Origin of the sequence: Anaerococcus sp. Marseille-P9784, from assembly GCF_902500265.1 — a bacterium.
GTDB lineage: Bacteria > Bacillota > Clostridia > Tissierellales > Peptoniphilaceae > Anaerococcus.
This window is the reverse complement of record NZ_CABVOZ010000003.1, coordinates 1-24,786: the sequence shown is the minus strand read 5'-3', so window position 1 is coordinate 24,786 and position 24,786 is coordinate 1. Positions and strand designations below refer to the sequence as shown.

Sequence of the window (24,786 nt, the reverse complement as noted above, 5' to 3'; positions counted from 1 at the left end):
TCTTAGACCAATTTTTATATAATTTTTAGTCCTTTATTTTTTTCTTGGAGCTCTACCATATTTTTATAAATCCCATTTAAAGCAATTAGCTCATTATGGGTTCCTTGTTCTGCAATATTCCCTTCCTTGATTACAATAATACTATCGGCATCTCTAATAGTATTTAATCTATGGGCGATAACTAATAATGTTTTATTCTTTACCAATTCACTGATTGCTTCCTGTATATAGCTTTCATTGTCCACATCAACACTTGCTGTTGCCTCGTCAAGAATTACAATAGGAGCATCTTTTAATATGCAGCGAGCAATAGAAATTCTTTGTTTTTCACCACCGGATAGAGTTGCTCCGCCTTCTCCAATCATTGTGTCAAATCCATCAGGAAGTGCCATAATAAAATCATAGCATCTTGCTTTTTTTGCAGCTTCTATAACTTCTTCTTTCGTCGCATTTTCTTTCCCCATGGCAATATTGTTAAAAATCGTATCTTGAAACAAATACACTCTCTGGAAAACCATACTAATTTCCGACATCAATTCAGATAGCGAAACATCCTTTATATTCACCCCTCTAATCAAAATTTCACCGGAGTCTACATCCCAAAATCTTGCCAAAAGATTTGCTACTGTAGATTTTCCTCCTCCGGACTGTCCAACTAAAGCTGTCATTGTATTCTTTTTCATTTCAAAATTCATATCATGCAAAACCTCTTTTTCTCCATAAGAAAATTTCACATGATTAAAACTAATTTCCGGCTCACCAAACTTAGCCTTTAAGAGATGTTTTTTACCTGTATCCTGTAGTTCTGTTTCATTTAATACTTCTTCAATACGATCTAAAGCAGCATTCATAACTGTTAGCCTGCTTGCTTCTCCATAAAGAATTTTTAATGGACTGAATAAGTCAAATACAAATAGTATCAGTCCTAACACATAAGGAAGTTTCAACATTCCTTGTAAATGAAGATACAAAGCAAGTGCCAAAATAAAAGTAATTCCGATACCATAAATAATGTTCAATCCGCTTGTCCAAGGTGTCATCTTCTTTTCAAACTTTATAGAAGTGTCTCTTGATGAAGCAAAGCTATCTGTAAGAGCCTTTGAATTGTCTCCTAAAAGGTTATAGCTTTTGATTACACTAATTCCTTCTGCAAATGACAAAACTGCATCTGTTAGCTTCTCTCCTTGCTCTTGCCTGATAACAGCTTCAGATAAAGACATTTTATTCATTCTGCTTGCAAGTAATGTTGCTATTAGAGTTACACACACAGACACAAGACCTATTCTATAATCTAAAACAAACATGAATATAGTAAGCACAACGGTTGAAAGCACATAACTCATCATATTAGCTATGGTGCTCATGGATACTTCCTCAATGAATGACATATCTGAACTTAAAACAGAATTGATTTTTCCTAAATTTCCTGATGTGAAATATCCCATAGGAAGTTTTCTAAGGTGATTTCCAAGCTCCATCCTTTTATCTGCAAAAATCAGAAAGCCAGCAGCACTTTGCAATTTATCGCTTAAAAAATGAACCAATGCCTGTACCAACACTACCAAACCAAGTCCTATTCCTACATACAAGAATGTTTTCGGTGATATTGTCTTTTCATAAAATCCTATCAATACAGTAAATGCAATAAAAATAGGCATTTTACTTAAAACAGATTCAATAAAGGCAAAAACAAATGCCCCTTTAATTCTATTTTTATACTTTCCTGACAAGTTTAAAATTCTTGATATTAGTTTAAACATTCATTTCACCTTCCTTTCTGCTGATTTTCCAATCTTTACTAAATAGTGTCGCATCCCATAATTTACGGTAGTCTGCTGATGATTCTAACAAGTCATTATGTTTTCCATTTGCAACTAAACGACCATGATTCATTACCAATATTTGGTCTGCATCTACAATTGCCGGAAGTTTATGAGCAATTACAATCAATGTTTTTCCTTTTACAAGTTCACGAATAGCTGCTTCCATTTTTTCTTCATTTTCCGGATCTGCGTAGGCTGTTGCCTCATCAAGTACAACAATCGGAGCATTTTTCAAAATAGCTCTCGCTAATGATATTCTTTGCCTTTCTCCACCTGATAACATCTTTCCTGCCTCGCCAGCCAAAGAGTAAATACCATTTGGGAGCTTATCTAAAAATTCCATACACTGAGCTTTCTTTGCAGCTTCTATCACTTCTTCATCGGTAGCTGACAAATTTCCGATACGAATATTTTCTAAGAGTGAAGTATTAAATAAATATTGGTCTTGAGACACATAAGAAATCTCTTTATTCAGTGCCTTAAGACTCATATCCTGTAAATTTTGTCCTCCAATGCTAATACTTCCCTCTAAAACATCATAGTAATGAATTAAGAGTTTCGCTAAGGTGCTTTTACCTGAGCCTGATTCTCCAACAATGGCTGTCTTTTCTTCAACTTTTGCTGTAAAGCTCACATTATGAATCACATTTTTAATGTATGTTTCAGGTTGTCCATTCTCTCCCATCTTGCTTAGTTGATAACCAAATGTAACATTGTCATAGGAAATAGTATGATCTATACCTTTAAACTTGTTTTCACCTTGTTTTAATGGTTCTATATTTAAAGCATCTTCCAATGCAGATATTTTATAATTAAGCTGTGGCATCGTTGGTAAAAATCCCAAAGCCTTTAAGAGTGGTAAGCCAATACTCAAAGATAGGCATAATACCAATATCAAATCAGAAAGACTAACATAGCCCATGTAAGCAAAGTAACCTCCAAGCGGCAATGTTAATATAATCGTGCATGGAAGTAAGGCACTGTATAATGCCATCCATGGCCATGCAGTCTTATACCAAGCGAGTGCATAATCTCTATAATCTCCAACATCTTTAGAAAATCTTTTATATGATTCCGTTTGCTTGTTAAACACTTTTACTACTTCCATACCATTCACATATTCAATAATGGTATTATTCATTTTTCCACTCGCCATATAATATGGTCCCATTTTTTTCATTCCTGCGGAATACATAATCATCATAGCGACAATGCTTAGTGGAATGGATGCCAAAGACATAAGTGCCAGTCTCCAATCAACGAAAAACATTGCAATATATACCATTACAGGCACAATTAAATTGGCAATTCCTTCAGGCAATGAGTGTGCCAAAAGAACTTCCAAACTACCAATATCATCTACAAACATCTTTTTAATAGCACCTGTTCCCTTTTCTTCAATAGCTCCTAAGGGAAGATTCTCCATCTTTTTTTGTAGAGATGTTCTAAGTCCAAATAATGTGTTATATGCTGCCTTATGGGACATATTAAGACCCAAACCACCTAATAATGCTTGCAAAACCAAACATATCAAAATACCGGCAAGCAAAATAACTAACCTTGTGAATTCCAAATTTTGTCCTAAAATCAAGGGATTTATAATCTGATAAGCAAATAGAAATGGCACAACTCCCATAATGACACTTAATAGCATAATAAAACTCGCTAAATGTATTGTTTTCTTATGCGAACCAGCATACTCAAAAACCTTATTTAACATCATTCTCCTCCTTCAATAAATTTCCTTTTTTATCCATAAAATCCATGATTAACGCTTCATTTCCCTTTACAGATATTTTTTTATAACCATTATCACCGAGCATTAAGACGGAATGACAGGTTTTAAATAACAGTTCTAAATCATGAGTAATTATTATAATTGGAATCTCCTTTGCTTTTTCTGTAATTAAATCGGACATAATTTTCATACTTTTATAATCAAGTCCCGATGTTGGTTCATCCAAAATTATCAGCTTACGACCGGATAAAAATGAAGTAATAATTGCCAGTCGTTGTTTTTGTCCACCGGATAGTTTCTGCGGATGATTGGTTTTTTTATGCCACAGGTTTGTATCTTTCAGATATTCTCGTATCTTTTCTAAATCATTTTCCGAGTTTTTATCTTTACAAAATATCAACTCATTTTCTACTGTGTCTAAAAAAATCTGAGCATCTACATCTTGTAACACGCAATATGAATTTCTAAGTCTTTCTCTTTGTTTCTGTCCATAGCTGACATCCAAATATTTTTCAGATAAACCACATAATGCTTTTGCCAAAGTACTTTTCCCAATACCATTAGAACCGATCACTCCCATTATTTCGCTTTCTCCAAGCTCAAAAGTTAATTCTTCTATCAAAGTTCTTTTGCCTTGATGAATGCAGGCTTTATTTACTTTGATACAGCTTTTAGCCACAATAGGTTCTTTTTCTGATATCAATTCTCTTTCATTAAGTGTCCTTAACTCAAGTTCCTTACATTTATCATTACTAAGACTACCATTCGGAAAAACATCACATATTGTACCGTCTTTTATATAAATCAATCTGCTAAAAATCTCTTTTAAATAATAGAGCCTATGTTCCGCTATAATTATTGTCTTTCCCATCGTCTTCAATCTGATAAGTATTTCACTGAAATGTTTTATACTATCGTAATCAAGGCTACTTGAAGGTTCATCGAAAAAGATAATGTCTGTATCATAAATAAGTGTTCCTGCTATCGCCACCTTTTGCCTTTCTCCCCCTGATAATTCAAAAATGGATTTTTTGCTAATATGATTTATTCCTAACAAGTCCATTGCTTTTTCAACTTTTTCTTTTATGGTGTCCCTGTCTAATCCCAAATTTTCACCTACTAAAGCAATTTCATCTTCAACTACATCACAAAAAAATTGATCCTTAGGATTTTGAAATACATTGCCAATATATTTAGCTAACTCTCCCTTTTTATAAGTAGTTATATCCTTCCCTAAAATCTTAATTTCGCCGTCCAAATCACCGTCATAAAATGACGGAATAAGCCCGTTTAGTAGTCTTAAAAGTGTCGTTTTTCCGCATCCTGAAAGACCTGTTAAGACTATAATTTCGCCTTTCTTTACAGACATTTTTAAATCTTTCAAAATCAAATCTTCTCCATAATGAAAGGATTTGATTTCTGCCTCTAAAATATTTTCCATAAACTCGCCCCCAACAAAATCATTCCTCCGATCATCATTGCTATATCAATAAATGTAAATCTCACCTCATGAAAACTTGTTTTTTGTCCATCATATTCAATACCTTTTGATATGATTGAACAAGTTAAGGTATCGCTTATATCTATGCACTTATACATAAGAGGAACAAAATATAATTCAAATGTTTTAATTGGTTTGAAAATACTTGCTTTAAATCCTCTAATTTTCATGCCATTGTTTATTTCCTTCATCCTAATAGAGATTTCCGGAATAAAACGAAAGAATACTGTAATTCCTATCCCTATTCCACCATCAATTCCAATTTTTCTAAATGCAGCCATTAGATGCGAAGAACTATATGAGGACAGAACTTTTCCCAAAATGAAAAGTGGAGCAAATTTCAACACTATAAGTAGCATTGTATATATAGAACCAACCAAAACATTTCCTAAGTGTGGTTTCAGCAAATAAATAAGCCCCCATACTATAAGCAATGAACATATCGTTCTAAATGCCTTTCTTATAGAAAATAAGAATAATAGTCCTAAGACAAAAATAAGGGAAAATAAATATTGTGATTGCTCTCCAACAGTTAGAATAACTGAAAATAGTAAAATCAACCCAACTATAGTAAGCGGGTTGATTTTATCTGATAGTTGGTATTCGTTTATATTATTTTTTTCACCTTTACAAAACACTTTTTTTCTTCCTGTTGCTAAAGAATTTGTTGTAAATATATGTTCCAAAATTAGCACCAATAATTGATGCAACGATTGCGATCACTACGCAAATTGCAATGTTTTTAGGGGTGTAAAAATTATAAAGAAATGTTGCATAGTCTGTTGTAAACATCTTAGGGAATTGTTTTGTAAGACCTTCTACACCAAATACGAATGTGAAATACATCGCATGAAGCGAATATATAAACATACCAGCACCAAAACCAAGACCTACTTTCATAGTTTTGTCTGAGTAATTTTCCTTTTTACCAATCACAAGCTCTGCTAATATTCCTGCAATTGCACAAACTACTATTACAGGCCACATTCCCATAAGAGCATAGAACACGCCGAGTAATAAGAAATATAAGAATGCTGTTCCTCTTTGTGCGACTTGTTTACACATTATTACAAAAACTGGCGCGGCAATTATTGTTGGAAGTGCCGATGATAAATACAAACTCGGAATCATTCCAAACGATCCTGTCAAAAGTCCCAATCCCATTGTTAATACAAAACCAATAACAGAAAATACTGCTATTTTTACAATACTTTTTAAATTCATTTTTCTCCTCCTTGAATACATATAATATTTTTTATCTGCTTATAAAACAGCATGTTGCCAATTTATATAAAATTAAATCTTTAATATAACTAAGTTATATTTGATGCAAAAATTTTTCCATTTTACAAACCTCGTATTTTGCCCCATCCTTCATTAAAGAATTTTGAAATTAGTTTGGCATTTAATTCTACTTCTTCTCTGCTTTTAGAATGAACAGCAACTTCAGATAAAGCATAATAATATGCATGGTTAATTAAGTGAATTCCCATATCGGTTATTACACTACCGACACCATCTTCACCATAAATCATGCTTAATATTTTGATGTGATTTTTATCTTCTATTTCCACGAGTTCATCTAAAAAATTACTGTATTTTGTTCCATAAGAACCAAACACTAATAACTCAAATGCATCTTTATTTTCAAAAAAATACAAGACCATCTTAACAGCACCATGTGCTTTAGAGTCTAAAATTTTATAAATGGTTTCTTTCCCAAGTGGAACTTCCTTTTTATATGTCTCAAAACTCTCATCCTCATACATAGCATAGTATTTTCGTATTTGGCTTACAATCGGCTCAACTAACTCAGAAAAAAGTGCTTCCTTATCCTCAAAATGACCATAAAACGCCCCAGTAGTAACACCTGCTTCTTTGCAAATAGCTCTTAAATTTGCCTTTTCAAATCCTTGTTCTTTGAAAATTTTCTTACCGCTATTAAGAATCCTATTATGAGTTACTTCATAATCTCCGTTTGCCACGATTTGCCCTCCTTTCTTCAAATATAACTTAGTTACATTGTAGCACATGTTATATTTGAAAGTCAAGATATTTATACACATACATTGACTTCAACTCCTGACTTGAGCACTATCTTTAGTTCCTCATCATATACAACTACCTTATCTACAAGTTTCCTTACCAAGTCTTCATCGTAGCTTTCTATTTCCAATTCCTGATTATCTAAAAACTCTTCTAATTCCTTTAGTCTGTTTTGTTCATTCTTCTCTTCCGCTATATTTAGAAGTATCTTTTCTTTTTCATTTCTTAACTCTTCCACCTTGTCTGCAAGGTCTGTATAATCTTTCTTGGCATTTGCGACTTTTAAAAGTTCTTCTTGAACTTTTAGCATTTCTTTGTCTATTTCTTCAATTCTGCTACTTACATTCCATGTTATTACTTGTTCTATATTCTCTTTTATTATTTCTTTTAATTGACTGCTTTCAGATATAAGCTGATTGATTGCTTCTACAACTGCTTCTTGTAGGTCTTCTTCTCTTATGGTTCTTGCTTCACATGCTTCTGGTCCATGGGTTACTCTTGTGCAGCATCTCCAAACAGTATATTTCTTTCCTCTGTTGTTCCATGCTATTCTTCTGTAAATATCCCCACATTTAGAGCAGTAGACAATACTTGAAAGTGCGTATTTGCTTGAATAAATTCTTCTTTTTCCTTTGCTACTTACCATATTAGCTCGTCTGTACATTTCTTCTCCAACTCGCATAAAGATTTCTTTTGGTATGATGGCTTCGTGGCTATTTTCTACATAGTATTGAGGTGCAATTCCATCATTCTTTACTCTTTTCTTATTTAGAAAATCCACTGTATAAGTCTTTTGTAATAGGGCATCCCCCATATATTTCTCATTGGTTAATATTTGATTGAGGTTTGATACATGCCATTTCTTATTTCCTGCTCCATTTACTATCTTATCTTTTTCAAGTCCAACCTTTATGTCTCGTAGGCTTGCTCCTTCCAAGTATTCTCTGTAGATCCTTTTTACTATTTTTGCTTCTTCAGGAACGATGACAAGTTTTCCCTCTTCGTCTTTTGTATAGCCTAAAAACCTATTATGGTTTACTTGGACTTGTCCTTGTTGAAATCTGTATTGAAAGCCTAGCTTCACATTTTGTGATAAGGACTGACTTTCCTGTTGAGCAAGAGATGCCATAATGGTAAGTAGGACTTCTCCCTTGGCATCCATAGTGTTGATGTTTTCTTTTTCAAAATAGACTGGGATGTTGTTTTCTTTTAGTTTACGAATATACTTTAAACAGTCTAGTGTGTTTCTGGCAAACCTTGAAATGGATTTAGTAATGATGTAGTCGATATTTCCTTCCATGGCTTCTTCAATCATTTTATTAAAGCCAGCTCTTTTCTTGGTATATGTTCCACTGATTCCTTCATCAGAAAAAACTCCCGCAAATTCCCAATCTGGATTTTTCTTTATATAATTTGTGTAATGGTCTACTTGAGTGTCATAAGAAGTTGCCTGTTCATCGCTATCTGTTGATACCCTCGCATAAGCTGCCACTCTCAGTTTCTTCTTTTCTGATTCCTTGATGGAATTTCCTTTTTTCTTCTTCGCTGGTATGACTATAACCTTGCTATTCATCATCTATCACCTCGATTAACCTATACTTATAACTTGCTCTCTCAAAAGGATCTAGAGGCAAAGTCTCTTCTTTCTTATATCTAAACTTACAAGGAACTTTAATAATCTCTTCTTCTTTTTCCCAAACTCGTCCCATGGTCACTGCCCTTTCCTTTAACATTTGACCTGCCTTTTCAAAGCTTTCTCCATCTATTATCTTGGGATAGATGTCATTGCCTAAATACTTTTTATTGGTTAATATTCTTTTAACACTAGAACTATTTTTCTTTAAGCCTGCAAGGTCTGCTGACTTTATAAGAGCATTGCCATCAAGATAGTTTTTAAAGATTTTTCTTATATTCTCAGCTTCTTTTTCCTGAACTTCTAATCTTCCGTCTCTTATGGTATAGCCATAGCATAACCTAGACATTATTTTGCACTTCCTCTCTTAATACAAGTCCACACTTTAAATGAAAATCAAGAGTCTCTCTATTGACAACTTGTATGTGGGCAATGATTTCTTCAAACAAGTCATCTTCAAAGTGATCTATCATTTCACTTTTATCTAAGATTCCTATTAGCTTTTCAAGCTCTCTTATTTCTTCATCATTTACAAGGATGGCTTTTTTACTTCTTTCCTTTTCTTTGAGTAGATAACTTTCTTCACTTGAAATTTCACTGCTTTCTTTTGCGTATATACTTGCATCTAAAACTCCTGAAGTTATTAGTTTACTTAGAACCTCTTTTCTTTCCTTTAGTTGTTCTAAGCTTTCTTCTATTTTATTTATCTTCGCAACTTCTTCCTTGCTGTCCACTCTCTTTAAGGATTCTAAGAGTGGTGTAAAAATACTATCTTTTCCGAAGATTAGTTTGTTTACTAAAGTCACAAAAGCTAGTTTTATGTCCTTGTCTTTAATAAACTTCATAGAACATTTATTAATATCTTTAAGGTGTTCACTGCAAGTCCAAGCTATATATTTTTCTTTGCCATTATAGTGATGTCTTCTTTTAAAGCTTGAACCACACTCGCCACACTTTATTTTCCCCGATAGGCTATATCTATTTTGGTATCTTTTAGTGTTTTCTCCATTTCCTTTTGCTATAGCCCTTATCCTTATTAGGTCTTGAACTTTCTCAAAGTCCTCTCTACTTACAATGGCTTCATGGTTGTCTATTATCTTATACTGGTCTTCTTCTCCCTTATTCTTGTGTCTATTATAATTTTCATCTGTATAGGTCTTTTGGTAGATGACATCGCCTATATATTTTTCATTTTTTAAGATTCCGTTTATAGTTGACCCATGCCAGCTTGCTCCTTTTTGTCCTTTAATCTTTCTTTTATTTAAGTCATCTGCTATTTTGTGTGTTCCCTTACCTGAAAGATACTGTTCAAATATTTCTTTTATGATTTTTCCTTCTTCTTCATTCACTACCATCTTTCCGTCTATATTCTCATAGCCATAGGGTGGGCTTGATATAATAAACGTTCCATTTTGAAATCTTTTCTTTATGGACCATTTGTTATTTTTTGATATAGACCTGGACTCACTTTCTGCAAGGGATGAAAGTATGGATAACATCAACTCGCTTTCCATGGTCCTTGTATCAATGTTTTCTTTTTCAAAATAGATGCCAATATTTAGGTCAAGGAGTCTTCTTACGATTTCCAAACAATCTGTCGTGTTTCTTGCAAGCCTTGAGATAGATTTGGTTAGGATAAAATCTATCTTTCCATTCTCACAATCTTTTAGCATTTTTAGAAGACCGTCTCTGCATTCTTTCTTGGTTCCAGTGATGCCTTCATCAAAGTATAGACCTGCAAAAGTATATGACTTGTTCTCTGCTATCATCTTTTCGTAGTGTGCTTTTTGCGTTTTAAGGCTTACAAGCTGAGCGTCTTCATCAGTCGATACTCTTGCATAGGCAGCAACTCTTAATATGGATCCTTCTTTTTGATTCGCTTCTATTTTTGTTATCTTTTTCATCGTCTCACCTCTCTTTCTCTTAGTGCTATATTCCCGTACAAATGAGTATATATCAAGTCTTATAGCATTAGTTCTGAAAGAATAGGTCTGAATTTTTTAATGTTTTCTCTTCTAATTTTCCTATATTCTTCAAGGCTAATTTCATCTAACAGAAATAGGTCTTGAATGAATTTATCCGATAGATAGAAATTAAGCTCTGCCTTTAAATCCCTTTCAGTATATTCAGTCTTTATAACTTCTTTTTCACCTTCAAACTTCTCTACTCTCATACTCCACCTCCTATATCACAGGCAAAGAAATTAAGGCTATTTTTAACCCTAATATTCTCTCCTCTATATCCCTTAGGACAAAGGGAGTGTTTTTGAGTAAAAATTAAATAATTAAAAAATTTAGATGAAAAAAGACCTATCAGTATTCCTGTACGAATACCAATAGGTCAAATATAATATTTGATTTTTATGTAATGATTCTGTTCTTTAAGGAGGGTCTCAAACTTTCTCTATTTGGATACAATTTAATGCTTTATTTTTAGAATGAATTTTTGTGATTTTGCACATCCCTTTTTAAAAGTGTTAAAAGGTATGTAAAATATTGATTTTTATCTACCAATATCAGATGAGTATTCTTTTACTATAAGGTTTTCTGTTTTTCAGTCTTCATGTATGCTTGTAAGTTCAAGGAACAAAAAAAGAGGACTCCTGCTCTTGGGCATGGTTAGTCCTCTAAAATGAAAGAAACTCTTTCTGATAAGAATTATATTTAATTTTTTAACTGAGTTATCTAGCTTATAAACAGAATAAACCAAAGAAAAAAGGTAAATTTACTTTAATTATCATTATTTGCATATTTTCCTCCATTCTTTTAAATAAACCCACTTATTATTCATTACTTGAATTTTTCAAACTAATTTTATCCATCCTATTTAATTCACCAAACATCATTACTACACCAGCTATTATCATAATTAAATCTACAAGGGGTTCTGCAAACCATACTGCTTTAACTCCAAATATCATTGGTAAAATAATCATGGCAGGTACGAATAAAAATAACTGTCTTAGCATTACTATTATGCCGGCTTTTTTAGCGTTTCCTATTGATTGGAAGAATGTTATAGTCATTACCATTACTCCATATAGGATAAAGATAGAATAAAATAGTCTAAAGTTTCCTATTCCCTGAGTTATAATACTTTCTTCTACTCCAAATAAAGACAGAATATTCTTTGAAAATGCTAATGCTGGTATCCAAAATATTGATGCAAGAACTAATCCTCCGATAGAAAATACTTTCATAGCTTCTTTTACTCTGTCGTATTTTTTCGCTCCAAAATTTGTACCAACTACAGGTTGTAAACCTTGACTCATTCCCCAAAGTGGAATGAATGAAAAGGCATATATTCTAAGTGTTGCTGCCATCAAGATAGCATTTGTATCTCCGCCATATTTAAATGACATTTTATATAGCATTGTTTGTTGAATCATAAATAAAATTTGCATCATCATAGCAGATGACCCTACGCCAAACATTTCTTTTTTTATTTCCTGATCAGGTTTGATTTTATTTATTTTTACTGCTTTACTTTTATATTTGAAGTAATGGAGCGTTATTATCGCTTGAACAAATTGTGCTGTAATAGTTGCAAGTGCAGCCCCTTCTATTGCGTATTTTCCCATTAATTTCATTAGAATTGGATCAAGAATTATGTTTAAAAAAGCCCCTAGCCCCATAATGAGCATTGCTTTTTTCATTAATCCTTCTCCACGCATAACCATGTTTGCTGATTGAGTAAAGTTTACAAATAAAGAACCAATGAAAATTACTCGTAAATATCTGATACCATATTCTTTAATTTCTCCACTTGCTCCAACCATATCTAAAAAATGTGGTGCAAGTAAAATTCCGCCTATTGTAATAATTGATGAGAATAGGATAACCCAAAAGATTAAATTCCCCATAATTTTATCAACTGTTTTTTGGTCACCCTTTCCTATAGCTCTTGATAAAACTGATGCTGAACCTACACCTATGAGTGTAGATACTCCACTATTAAAAAAGGTAAGTGGCATAGCTACACCACAAGCTGTCATTGCAGTTTGTCCTATAATATTTCCTGCAAAAATTCCATCCATTAGTGGATAAAGACCTATTACTATCATTCCTATTACAGCAGGGATAGATAATTGAAAAAGTAAATCTATAGGTCTTTTTGTTAATAATTGTTCTTTCATATCTTGTTTCATAAAATTACCTCCTTTTTTTCATCCAGATTTTTTTAGCAAATTTTAAGTTTGATCGAAGAATTCCCTAATTTTTCCCATATTCTTTTCATCTTTAATACCATGCCATTTGACTTTTCCATTCTCCATAAACATAAAATAATCACAACAACATTCTACTAATTCCGGATCATGTGTGATAATAAAAATAGTTTTTCCGTCCTCTTTAAGTCTTATCATTTCATTAGAAACTTCTTTCATATTCTTAAAATCCAAACCACTTGTAGGTTCATCCAAAATCAGTATTGTCCTATCAGAAGCGATAGCACTTGCAATTGCAACCCTTTGTTTTTGCCCTCCGGATAATGACATTGGATGGCAATCTATAAAATCCATTAAATTTAACTTTTTACATATTTCATCGATCTTTTCTTCTTTATTCTCATCGTTCTCTATACTCAAAAGAATTTCTTCTTTAACTGATTCGGTAAATAATTGATGATTAACATCCTGCATCACCATAAAACATTTTTTTAGCCTTTCTCTTGTAGCATAACTTTCTGTTTGTATATTTAAAGTTCCTTTTGCTTTTTCTTCAACTCCACATAAGCATTTTGAAAAAGTTGATTTTCCAGAACCATTATTTCCTAAAACAGCCACAATAGATTTTTGAGGTAATACAGCATCATTAATTTCAAAAAACGGCTCTTTTCCATAACTAAACATAAAATTCTTAATCTCTATTTGTTCCTTAGATTCTATATTTTTTATACGGCTACTGGTATCAATAGGGTGTATGCTCCTTAACCCCATATTATTTAAAATGCTGTTAGGTAATTTCTTGAACTCAACACGAGAAAATTCTTTGTTAATTTTTCCATCTTTCATATAAATAAATCTATCTGCAATATCTATTAAATATTGTAGTCTATGCTCTGCAATAACCACAGTTGACTTTTTTTCTTTCCATTTTTTTATGATATATTTTAACATTTTTATAGTTTGTATATCTAAATTAGAAGATGGCTCATCTAATACATAGATTTCAGGCTCCATAACAGCAGCAGAAGCACAAGCAATTTTTTGTTTTTCTCCTCCTGACATAGAAAACAAGCTCTTATCAAGCAAATCTTTTATATTTAATTCTTTTGTTACCTTGCCAATTCTTCTACAAATTTCTTCTCTTGAAATCCCAAAATTTTCACAGGCGAATGCAATTTCGCTTGTTGAATCTACATTGAAAAATTGAGTTCTTGGATTTTGAAATACTGATCCTACATATTGACTCAATTCATTAATAGAATTTTTAGAAATTTCATGTTCATTTACAATAACGCTACCAGTCAAATTTCCGGAATAATACCCGGGAATTAACCCATTTATCAACCTACTTATTGTAGTTTTTCCGCAACCGGACTCACCACAAAATACAACTACTTCACCAGCATTGATATTTAAATTAATATTATAAATTCCAGCATTCTTATTCCCGCTATCATAAGTAAATGACACGTCTTTAAATTCAATCAATGCTATCCCCTCCTATATAAAAATAGTCCTGTAAAGGCAATTGAAAAGAGTAAAATGAGCAAATCATATATATTAAACTTTACTTTTACCACAGTAGTTCTCTTTTTCAAAGCTCCCAATCCTCTACTTATTGCCGCCGCCGACAATTCATCACCTATTTTTGCAATAGAAACGATTAAAGGTATTGTTACATATTCCAAGTATAAGCTTGGATTTTTCCACGCCTTTTTATTTTTAAAACTAATTCCTCTCATTTTCATAGCAGTCTTAATAGAGTTGTGTTCTTCTTTCAAAGTTGGAATAAACCTGAATGCAACTGCTGTTGGAATAATAAATGCATTGGGAATTTTCCACTTTACCATGGCTGCTATAAACTCGCTCGTTTTTGTGGACATTACAACATAATATCCCAACATAAAAATTGGAAATAGTCTTAAAATCAAGGCATTCAACAATACTGAAATTGTATTTATGAGTGTAGGCAATGTGTACATATCTTTCGTAAAGTGTGCCATAATAGCCAAGGTAAATAGCCCTCCATAAATGAAAGCTATCTTAACTTGTTTATTAGATAATAATAATGCTATTGCCACAATGGCGGATATAAGGCTAACTAAAATATCCTTATATCCGACAGACATTATGGTTGTTATAAATATCATAAATAAAATTTTAGTACGAGGATCTAAGAAAAAGCCCTTTGGTTTATTCGGTTCGTATACCTCATACTCTTCCATTAAATGATACCCGCTCTCTCAAAGTGTTTCTTAAGCATTTTCCTCCCTAAATTTGCACCAATAACTGAGCCGATAAAAATAATTCCAAATGCAGCAACCCCCATCCAAGAAGGCATATATTTTGCGAGTGCAAGTGCATATTGTTCTCCCATTTGTTGCTTAACACCTTCCATATAGGTATCTGCCATTACCCACATTGGCATTTGACAACCTATCATTCCGCAAGAAAATAGCCAAAATCCAATAACATTCTTTTTAAAACTCTTAAAACCACCTGATTTCATAACCAGATCACTGATAATTCCAAATGGAATATATCCCACTAACGCTAACCATGTATAGCCCATAAAATACCAAAACACACCAATAATAATTGACATAATCGTAACCATGCCAAATTTTTCTATTTTGGTTAAAAACAACATAAATGGAATTCCTGTGACTATAGGAATGAGAAGATAGATAGCTGGGTATAAGATAGGAATTGCATTCATCATCCCTACTACAAAAAACAGAACTAAATAAATAGCTGTATAAATTCCTACATTGATTAGATCTTTAGCTGACAATCCTTTTTTCATTTTTTTAATCCTCCTTAAATTAAAATAATATAAATCTACATGAGCTATATTTGAATAATTCTCATATAAATCATTTTCACTTATGACAATTTCCAATTAACTGCCTTTTGTCGTGCCTCAACAAAATTTTTATAGATACCTTCTGCTTGAATTAGCTCTTCATGTGTGCCTTTTTGATTTATTTTTCCATTTGCTAAAACAAGTATTTGGTTTGCATTTTTTATTGTCTTTAGTCTGTGTGCTATCATTATTACTGTTTTATTTCTTGTGAGTTCCTCCATAGCAACCTGCAATTTATCCTCATTTTCAGGGTCTACATTTGCAGTAGCTTCATCGAAAATAATAATAGGTGCATTCTTTATCATTGCTCTTGCAATTGATATTCTTTGTCTTTCTCCACCAGATAGACTTGCACCTCCCTCTCCTATAACTGTTTCATATTGTTCAGGAAGCTTCATAATAAATTCATGACAACACGCTTTCTTTGCAGCTTCTATAACTTCCTCATGTGTAGCATCTGGCTTAGCAAACTTTATATTGTTCTCAATAGTGTCTTGAAATAAATAAACATTTTGAAAAACCATACTAATTTGTCTCATTAATGACTCCAATGAATATTCTTTAATATTATGTTTACCTATGCTGATTTCTCCTTTCTCTACATCCCAAAATCTCGCTATCAAATTGCAAAATGTAGTTTTTCCAGCTCCTGAAGGTCCAACTATAGCTGTCATTTGGTTTTGTGGTATCTTGACCGAAATATCATCAAGGATTTTTTTGCCTGAATAAGAAAACTCTACATTATCAAAAGAAATATCGAAAGTAGTAGGCTTTATGTCTTTTCCATCAATATCCATCTGTGGAAATTTCTCTAACTTCTTTGTTTGCTCAATAGATCCACTAACAACTCTGAGAGAGGTTGTTGCACTTCCTGCCAATTTTATTTGAGAAAAAGCAAGAAAAGAAATTATAATCGTCATAACTGTATTTAAGAATGAGAGTTCTCCATTGATATAAAAGAAAATACCTGCACCTATTATCAAAATGCTAAACAAATCCAAAAGAATATTTTGCAAAATCGTATAAGGTGTAAACAGTTTTTCACAATCAAGATTTATTTTTCTACTATTTTCAATAGCACCTCTGACTTTTTCATCTCCTTTCCCTGTTAAATTGAAGGATTTTATAACAGACATTCCTCCAATTTGTTCTAAAATGGCATCAACTAATTTAGCAGATGCTTTTTGTCTTTTAGGAAGAACACTCCTTGATTTGCTTTCCATTTTTGAGAGAACAAATAAGTACAATAGGCATCCAATTGCAACAATAAAACCTATTCTCCACTCAAATGCTAAAATCATTATTGTAAATATTATCGTGTTTATAAAACCTGATAATGTATTTACCATAACCATTGCTGCGGTATTTTCTACATCTTCTAAAACAGTTGTAGAAATTCCAACCACTTCACCAATATTGTTTTCATTGAAAAATCCCATAGGTATTTTTTTTAACATTTCACCTATTGCTACTCTTTTATTTGCCACCATGAAATAACTTGCATGGCATTGCTGTAATTGTGAAAAATAATTTGTAACACTTCTTCCGATTATGCTAATAACAAGAAGTATTAATGCGATCCACGCGGGCATCATGCTCATGTCTTTTTGGACAATTGCTTTCACTATAAAATAAATAGCACTGATTTGAAGCATATGAAAAATCGCAAACAAGAAACTTACCCATATAGAGTGATATACATTTTTCTTTTCATCACCTGAGAAATCTAAAATCTTTTTTAAAGCACTTAACATTTCATCCCACCATCCTTTGTTCCTATATGAGCGTTCCACATATTTCGGTATAATTCACAACCTTTTAATAATTCATCATGCTTACCGTATGAAACAAGTTTTCCATTCTCAATTAAGAATATTTGTTCTGCATCTGTTATAGTTGATAATCTATGAGCAATAATAATCACCGTTTTATCTTTTATAAGCTTTGATAAAGCTTGCTTTATAATCACTTCATTTTCAGGATCTATATATGAAGTAGCTTCATCAAGTATTACAATAGGTGCATTTTTGAGCATTGCTCTCGCTATTGATATTCTTTGCCTTTCTCCACCAGAAACATGGCTCCCACTACTTCCGACAACCGTATCGTAACCATGTTCCATTTTCATAATAAAATCATGACAACCCGATTTCTTAGCAATGTCTTCTACTTCTTTATCACTGGCACTTGGATTACCCATTCGGATATTTTCCCTAATACTTTCGTTGAACAAAAAATTATCCTGCGAAACAAAGGCAGTTAAACTATATAATTGCTTTAATGGAATTTCATTAAGATTGTATCCACCAATATTTATATTTCCTTCCGTAATATCCCAATATCCAGCTATTAATTTTGCTAAAGTTGACTTGCCACTTCCACTTGGTCCAACAAAAGCCACTGTTGTCCCTTCTTTTATGTTTAGGGATATTCCATGAAGAATTTCTTTTTCTTCTTCATATCCAAACTTTACATTTTGTAAATCAATATTATATTGCTGGATAGTTACTTCTCTATCAGAATGCTTTTGTTCTTTTCCTTCTAAAATTAAGTTAATAGAATTAGCAATAGTTCCTATCTTAGCAAGACCATCAACAAAATTGATTGTTTCAAGTAAAGGTCCTGCAATACCTAAAGATAGAATAATTACAGATATAAATACTTCTGCACTTAAACTGCCGCTAATGTAAAAATACCAACCAAATGGAAGCACTGTTATCATTGTAGTAGGAGATATATTTTTAGATAAAGATACAGGTAACTGACAGCTCTTCATCCATTCATAAAAGTATCTTGCATTTGCAATGACTTTATCTTTGTACTTTGCGTACGATCTCTTGTCTTGATTAAATGTTTTTATCACTTCTATTCCATTGACATACTCAATAATTGCAGAATTCATTTCTCGATTTACCTTTACAGATCCTTCATATTGAACAGCATAATTTTTCATTACGAGTCCCATAAAAAGCATTCCCACAGGAATGGATACTAATGATAAAAGAGCCATTCTCCAATCAAGAAATAATAAGTAAATAAATATACTCAAAGAACCTAAGAGATTCGATGTCATTTCAGGCAACAGGTGAGCGAGCGGTTTCTCCATACTTTCAACCTGATCCACTATAATCTGCTTAAAGTTTCCGCTTGGAACAGAGATTATTTCTCCTAATGGCATCTTTGGAAGTTTTTCAAGCATTCTTAAACGAACATCTTTCAGTACACTAAAAGTTGCTTTATGGGATACAGATAAAGCCATAGAGTATAAAAATGATTTTAAGATGTAGGATAACAATCCTATTCCTAACCATAAAGAATAAATTTTAAAATCCTCATTTCCCTTTAACAATTCAACTAAAATACGACTTGCTGCAATATATGGAATAATCCCTGCAATAACACCGATACTCGCTATAAATACAGATGTTTTTAACTTTGAATGTTCCTTTTTTGCAAGCTCCCACAATATAGTAGCAGGACTTTTTTGTTTCATAATCAACACCTCCAAATGAAATAACTTAATTAGCTAACTTAGTTATCTATATTTTAAAAAATATAAGGCCGTTTAATACCCTTTCCCTTATATTTAAAAACATCGCAATTTCTCCCATCCATCATAAAAAAACTTCGAAACTATTCTTGTGTTTAACTTTACTTCTTCTTCTGTTTGAGAATGTATTATAATTTCACACAATGCATTAATATAAGCATGGTTTAACAAATGCATTGCATCTTTAGGGACTTCTGATTTTATATTCTTTTTCTTTGAAATAATCTGAAACGCTTTATGTCTGTTTATATCTTCCTTTTCCACAAGAAGCTCTATAAAATTATCATATTTCGTACCATATGATTTATATATTAAAAGATTAAATAAATCTTTTTTGCTAAACATATATAATGCAGATTCAATTGACCCTTCAATGTTAATTTTTGATAAATCTTCTCCACAATTTTTTTCTATGTTTTGAAAAGATTCCTCTTCAAACTTGCTATAAAAACCCAAAAGTTCGTTTGCCAATGGATCAACTAAACTGATAAATAAATCTTCTTTATCATTAAAATGCCTGTAAAAAGCACCTGTTGTAACTCCAGCATCTTTACAAATTTTTCTTAAATTAGCTCGTTCATAGCCATCATTTAAAAAATTAACTTTACCACTATCCATAATCTTTTTATGTGTTAAATCATAACCAGTAATTTCTGTCATATCCTCACCTCCTCTACTAATAGCTCAATTTATAATTTTGTGGGACAATGATAACTTTGTTATCATTGTATACTCTTATCTTATTTTTGTCAATATGAACAGTAAAAAATCATACTTAATTATGATATAATTACTAATAATTAAATACAGGCTTAACGCTTATAACTTTAATAGACCAACTAAGGAAGTCAATAGTTATTTTAAAAATTTTTCAAAAAAATTTTTAAGTCACAAAACTTAAAAATGTGCATAGCAAATAAACCTCATATATTTTCATTTTTTGAGGCAACACTTTTAATAGTTTATGCGACCAACTTACTCTTTTCTCCTACTTTCAATTTTTTATCATTCAAAACTTTATCTCCTGTCAGTAAATAATTCCGACGCTACAGTCAGTTTTATTTTGACTCAGTAGATAATTAATTTCAATACACTGGTCGAAAATAGGGTTTTATCATTTTTAAAAAAGCAAAAGCCTGATAAACTTCTAAATTAGAAATCTATCAGGCTTTAATTATTGTATTAAATTAATTCATTTACTCTTTTTTGAATAACATAATAATCATATCCAGCATTAGTTAACCTTCTTTTTCTTTCTTCTCCATTTCCCCATTTTCCACTTATAACTTCTCTAGCTAATTGGTCGATTGTCTTTCCAACTGGATAAACTATCTTGCCATTGTCATTGAAAACTTTTAATCTGAATCTATCGGCACATCTTTTAGCATTATCTAAATTCTTAAATGCACCTTTCTGACTTTTGGTATCTGACCAAGATTTTCTAACTCTATATAATCCACTTGTTGGTTTGCTAACAGTCTTATCGCCTCTTAGTCTTTTATTAACTTCACTTGCTATATATGGAAACTTGCTACCAAGATATGGTCCTGGACAATTAGTGTTTTTATACCATTCGTGTTTTTGAAGGACACCATCTTTGCCTCCAGTATAGGTACAAGGATAGATTCCATTTCTTCTGCAGATGTCTGTCACCAAATCAATTAGTCTATTTAAAACGTAATCAGAAACTAACCACTGAGGCCCTTTCGTAGAGTTACCTACTTCAATAGTTACCGCTCTATTGTCACACCAGGAAGATGAGGTTGTCCAGGCTCTGTTAGATTCATCAACTCCTAAAACAATGACTCCATCGGATCCTAAGTTATAGTTAGCTGATGCACGTCTTGACCTTGGCACAAATACTCCAGCAAGATTTCTACCATTTATAACTCCAGCAGCATGGTGTATAGCTATTTTAGTAATCTTTTGATTCCTTCTTCCACTATGGTTAGGTGAGAGAATTGTTGCTTGTACTAATGGACTATTACTCATTTATTTTTCCTCCTTGAATTGTTTTAAAATCGCCTTTAGTTTTTCTGGTACTGGCAAGCCTAGTGCTACAGAATTTTCCAAAATAGAAAGCCCCTCATTTGCAATATAAAAAAAGATGATGGCTGTTCTTATCATTGTTCCATCACCTTTAATTAAATTTACATCGCATAGGTTTGCTATTCCTACAACTATAAAAATCATAATCTTTTTAGCTATCCCTTTAAATCCTATGGATGAGGATAGCTTTCTTTCAACCCCTGCTCTTAAAACCCCTGTTAAATAGTCAGCTATTACAAAAGCTAGCAGCGTATAAATAAAAGCATCTACACTTCCAAGATAAAATCCCAACCATCCTCCGATAGCTGTAAAGCATACTTTTAATATTTCTAAAAACTTATTCATTTTATTCCTCCTCTGTTAATGTATAAGTTATTTTCATTGTCTTATCTGCCGTTTTTAATATTGGACTTGATAAGTTATTAATTGTTCCAAGATACGGAGTGTGCAAATATAAATTCTTATAGAGATTTCCCCTAAAAGACCCATATCCTACCCTAAACGGCCCTAATTCAATTGATGGAGTCATCATGTCATAAAAAGTTGCATTGCTCGTTTGAATGATATTATCGTCTCCATCAATCACAAACTTATATCCCAGTATATAGTCACCCCATTCATAAATGCCTAAACTTGTACTTTCTCCAGATGTGTATTTCATTTCAAAATCAACGGCTATTTCTGAAACATCAACTGGATTATTTGCATTAATTTTATAGATTTTATTACAGTCATTATTAGGGACGTATAGATATCCATTCTTTAACAAGCTATAACCATTTTTATAGGCACTATCAGAACTTGATGGGTATGATCCAATTCTATAGAGTCTAATATTATTTAATTTCCAATGATCTATCTTATAGCTACAATCATCCTTTTTTATCTTTATCCTGTTTAAGTCAGTATAATTGTTTTCAAGATTTCTTATGAAGCCATAGTAATAGCCATCTTTACCATCAAAAAACCCCGATTCATACCAGTCATACGTTCCGATATTTTTATAAAAGTCTTCTATAGAGATTGTCGTCTTTTCTATATTTTGAGGAGCATTTTTAAAGATTGGATCATTTAATCCAAGACTGGTTAATGGTTCTTGCATTTTTAATATTTCTAATGTTTTGTTTTCCAATGGCCAAACAGAAGTAATTGTATTGTGAACAGCATCAGCTTCTACCATACCTACGTAAACTTTCAAAATTTCATTATCTATGGATGTATAGGTGTAATTTAACCTTAAGCAAGACTGCCTACCATAAGCATCTCCATAAAAATATCTCCCTCCTTTATAATGAGTTAGTGCAAGAGCAGATATTCTTCCATTGGCTTGCGATGTTGAAAAATCCCAAACAAATTTATATCCGTTTTCTATAGAAGTAGATTCAGTTAAATTGGCAGAGCCTCTTTTTGGTGCATCTGTTGAATTAACATCATTCGATGCATATCCAATTATCTTATTATTTGCAGGTGCTATATATTTATTTGAATCTTCATCGAGAGGAGCTTCAAATAATAAAATACCCCCATAACACTTATTTGCTATTGGGAATATTTCTTCCTTGTATTCCTCTGCATTGGTTTTAAATATCGGATACATAAGCCCTGATGGATTCAGTCTTAATAAATCTGGGACTGCATTAGTTATTAGGTTTTCATCTTCATAAATCTCCTTCTTATTTGTCCTCACATCGGTTAGTTCAATGACTGATTTACCCTTGAGCATTTTCTTCCTCCTTATCTTTAAATTCTGTAGTAATTTCTTCTTTATATTTTCCAAGCATTAATCCTTGATATTTGAATCTTCCTACCTTTTCATTAAATACTAGTGGTCTTGGGACTTGTCTTTCTACTTTGTATTCAGCTTTCAATTTCCTAAGCAGGAATGAATGACTAAGTTCTACTCTCTTCCAAGATTCATCAATCTTAAGCTTTCCATCCCAAGCTTCTGTAGAACCAAGAGACTGACCAGATATAGCTGCGATAGCATTATCTTTTCCAATCATTGCTTGACCAGACTCAAGTCGTATTAAAACTGAAAAATTGTTCATTGTCTTTTCCTGAAGTTTAGTTAGTGGATAAAAAAGATTTAGAATATGGTCACCACTTAAGTAGGTTTCTTTTGGAATGTGATGTTCTATTTTTGTATCATTAAAAACATAAGTAATAACTATCCTTGTTGGTATTTCTATGTTTTCAATAAAGTCTAATTCTTCTACTTCCTCTTTTTCTTCATACTTTGGAGGATCATAGGATTTTCCATCTTTATTTAATACCTCTACTTGCTTCTTGACACTCCTTGAAATCTTTCTTGTCTTTTCTTCGGTATCACAGATGATATTTAACAAGATAGATGCATTAAAAATTGCCTCCGTTTCTTTATTGGAGGCAAATTCTATACGAATTATTGGTGTATCCGTTATGGAAAGATTAAAGGCAGAATAGTTTGAATAGGCATGAACTACTAATTTTTCAGATTCAATTTGATTTAACAGTCCTACTATATTCTTATCATTCTTGCTTTTAGCCCTAGATAAGTATGGGTTCTTCCCTACACCAAGAATTCTATGTTTTCCATTTATCTTGTATTCAATGTCAGTGATAAGACCTTCAATCTTTTCTTCTGCATAGGATATAGCTATCCTATCTCCTACATCAAGACTTGGGTCTCCTATGGTCACGATATCAAAAGGTGTGTGGTGAATCTTACAAATTTCATTAAGAAGAACCTCGCACATTCTTTTTCTTTTTTCTGGAAGTCCTAATTGCATAAGTGGATTTATTCCAAGATTCATGGTTAGGCCATCATCATTTTCTAAAGAATAGTATTCAGCTATTTTAGTCTTTGCATTTGTTGAGTTGATAGCTGTATATCTTGTCTTAAAATCTGATATTGATGAAGAAAATCTTTCTCTCGTTTTAATTTCTGTGGATATACTCTCTGCATATTTCTTTAAAATTAATTTCCCATCACGACTAATCCCCGCAAAAGCACCTAGGGTCGATGCTATATAGTGAATAAAGTCTCTATAGGTTTCTATATCATGGTCTTGATAAATTGCCAGAACTTCCTCTCCATTTACAAAAGCTTTTACCTCATCTTCTGTCATACCTAGTTCTACCTTGCACTTCTCACATGAGAGACTTAGTAATTCAAAGGCTGTACCAAAGGTATCTGTTACTGGGAAATTCTTATCAAATCTAAGCATATAATCATAGCCTTTTAATTCTAAAATCTTCTTAGACCTATTTGCCTCAGTAACATCAAATATTCCCATTGGTATAGTTTCTATCTTTTTATTTTCTAGTTCTTGATTATAAAAAAGTTCTAGCTTTGAATCCTCTAGAGAATACCTATCTATATTTGAAAAAAGGCTAATTCCAAACTCTCCAGCATAAACTGTACCTATTTCAAGTT

General features: G+C 32.3%; 21 protein-coding genes. All 21 read right to left on the bottom strand.

The annotated features are described in order from the left end of the window. Window positions 1–14: 14 nt before the first annotated feature. Complete coding sequence (locus GAN53_RS06705) at window positions 15–1,760, bottom strand: ABC transporter ATP-binding protein (RefSeq protein ID WP_151410322.1); 1,746 nt, start codon at window positions 1,758–1,760, stop codon at window positions 15–17. Then, complete coding sequence (locus tag GAN53_RS06700; protein ID WP_151410317.1) at window positions 1,753–3,543, bottom strand: ABC transporter ATP-binding protein; 1,791 nt, start codon at window positions 3,541–3,543, stop codon at window positions 1,753–1,755. The genes GAN53_RS06705 and GAN53_RS06700 overlap by 8 nt, the downstream gene beginning before the upstream one ends. Beyond that, entirely contained in the window at window positions 3,533–5,002 is a 1,470-nt protein-coding gene (locus tag GAN53_RS06695; protein WP_151410315.1) for an ABC transporter ATP-binding protein, read from the bottom strand. Before GAN53_RS06695 ends, GAN53_RS06700 begins: the two co-directional genes overlap by 11 nt. Beyond that, window positions 4,987–5,700: an energy-coupling factor transporter transmembrane component T family protein gene (locus GAN53_RS06690; RefSeq protein WP_034439161.1), complete on the bottom strand. Its 714-nt coding sequence runs from the start codon at window positions 5,698–5,700 to the stop codon at window positions 4,987–4,989. The genes GAN53_RS06695 and GAN53_RS06690 overlap by 16 nt, the downstream gene beginning before the upstream one ends. Next, a complete protein-coding gene (locus GAN53_RS06685; protein ID WP_019125108.1) occupies window positions 5,690–6,286 on the bottom strand; it encodes an MptD family putative ECF transporter S component in 597 nt (198 codons plus the stop codon). Before GAN53_RS06685 ends, GAN53_RS06690 begins: the two co-directional genes overlap by 11 nt. A gap of 122 nt (window positions 6,287–6,408) precedes the next feature. Beyond that, entirely contained in the window at window positions 6,409–7,047 is a 639-nt protein-coding gene (locus GAN53_RS06680) for a TetR/AcrR family transcriptional regulator (RefSeq protein ID WP_004835143.1), read from the bottom strand. A 71-nt stretch (window positions 7,048–7,118) separates the two neighbouring features. Further along, window positions 7,119–8,681 (bottom strand): recombinase family protein, encoded by a 1,563-nt coding sequence (locus GAN53_RS06675; RefSeq protein ID WP_151410761.1) that lies wholly within the window; start codon window positions 8,679–8,681, stop codon window positions 7,119–7,121. Beyond that, window positions 8,674–9,090 (bottom strand): recombinase family protein, encoded by a 417-nt coding sequence (locus GAN53_RS06670; protein ID WP_151410312.1) that lies wholly within the window; start codon window positions 9,088–9,090, stop codon window positions 8,674–8,676. The genes GAN53_RS06675 and GAN53_RS06670 overlap by 8 nt, the downstream gene beginning before the upstream one ends. Next, window positions 9,083–10,645, bottom strand: coding sequence for a recombinase family protein (locus GAN53_RS06665; protein WP_151410309.1), 1,563 nt, complete (start codon window positions 10,643–10,645; stop codon window positions 9,083–9,085). The genes GAN53_RS06670 and GAN53_RS06665 overlap by 8 nt, the downstream gene beginning before the upstream one ends. 59 nt (window positions 10,646–10,704) lie before the next feature. After that, entirely contained in the window at window positions 10,705–10,914 is a 210-nt protein-coding gene (locus tag GAN53_RS06660; protein ID WP_151410305.1) for an SHOCT domain-containing protein, read from the bottom strand. A gap of 609 nt (window positions 10,915–11,523) precedes the next feature. Continuing rightward, on the bottom strand, window positions 11,524–12,888 hold the full coding sequence (locus GAN53_RS06655; protein WP_060458958.1) for an MATE family efflux transporter: 1,365 nt from the start codon (window positions 12,886–12,888) through the stop codon (window positions 11,524–11,526). Window positions 12,889–12,930: 42 nt separating this feature from the next. Continuing rightward, a complete protein-coding gene (locus tag GAN53_RS06650; RefSeq protein WP_151410301.1) occupies window positions 12,931–14,394 on the bottom strand; it encodes an ABC transporter ATP-binding protein in 1,464 nt (487 codons plus the stop codon). Window positions 14,395–14,396: 2 nt separating this feature from the next. Then, on the bottom strand, window positions 14,397–15,131 hold the full coding sequence (locus GAN53_RS06645) for an energy-coupling factor transporter transmembrane component T (RefSeq protein ID WP_151410298.1): 735 nt from the start codon (window positions 15,129–15,131) through the stop codon (window positions 14,397–14,399). After that, window positions 15,131–15,712, bottom strand: a complete 582-nt coding sequence (locus GAN53_RS06640; RefSeq protein ID WP_047199841.1) for an MptD family putative ECF transporter S component — start codon at window positions 15,710–15,712, stop codon at window positions 15,131–15,133. The genes GAN53_RS06645 and GAN53_RS06640 overlap by 1 nt, the downstream gene beginning before the upstream one ends. Before the next feature lie 80 nt (window positions 15,713–15,792). After that, entirely contained in the window at window positions 15,793–17,526 is a 1,734-nt protein-coding gene (locus GAN53_RS06635) for an ABC transporter ATP-binding protein (RefSeq protein ID WP_004838467.1), read from the bottom strand. Then, complete coding sequence (locus GAN53_RS06630; RefSeq protein ID WP_000810928.1) at window positions 17,520–19,265, bottom strand: ABC transporter ATP-binding protein; 1,746 nt, start codon at window positions 19,263–19,265, stop codon at window positions 17,520–17,522. Before GAN53_RS06630 ends, GAN53_RS06635 begins: the two co-directional genes overlap by 7 nt. Before the next feature lie 93 nt (window positions 19,266–19,358). Then, on the bottom strand, window positions 19,359–19,982 hold the full coding sequence (locus GAN53_RS06625; protein WP_010815642.1) for a TetR/AcrR family transcriptional regulator: 624 nt from the start codon (window positions 19,980–19,982) through the stop codon (window positions 19,359–19,361). Window positions 19,983–20,504: 522 nt separating this feature from the next. Then, window positions 20,505–21,314, bottom strand: a complete 810-nt coding sequence (locus GAN53_RS06620; RefSeq protein WP_151410295.1) for an N-acetylmuramoyl-L-alanine amidase — start codon at window positions 21,312–21,314, stop codon at window positions 20,505–20,507. After that, window positions 21,315–21,716 (bottom strand): holin family protein, encoded by a 402-nt coding sequence (locus tag GAN53_RS06615; protein WP_049690784.1) that lies wholly within the window; start codon window positions 21,714–21,716, stop codon window positions 21,315–21,317. 1 nt (window position 21,717) lies between these two features. Then, entirely contained in the window at window positions 21,718–23,094 is a 1,377-nt protein-coding gene (locus tag GAN53_RS06610) for a hypothetical protein (RefSeq protein WP_019125118.1), read from the bottom strand. Continuing rightward, window positions 23,081–24,786, bottom strand: a 1,706-nt coding sequence (locus GAN53_RS06605; protein WP_151410291.1) for a hypothetical protein, incomplete at its 5' end; no start/stop codon positions are given. The genes GAN53_RS06605 and GAN53_RS06610, both read right to left, overlap by 14 nt.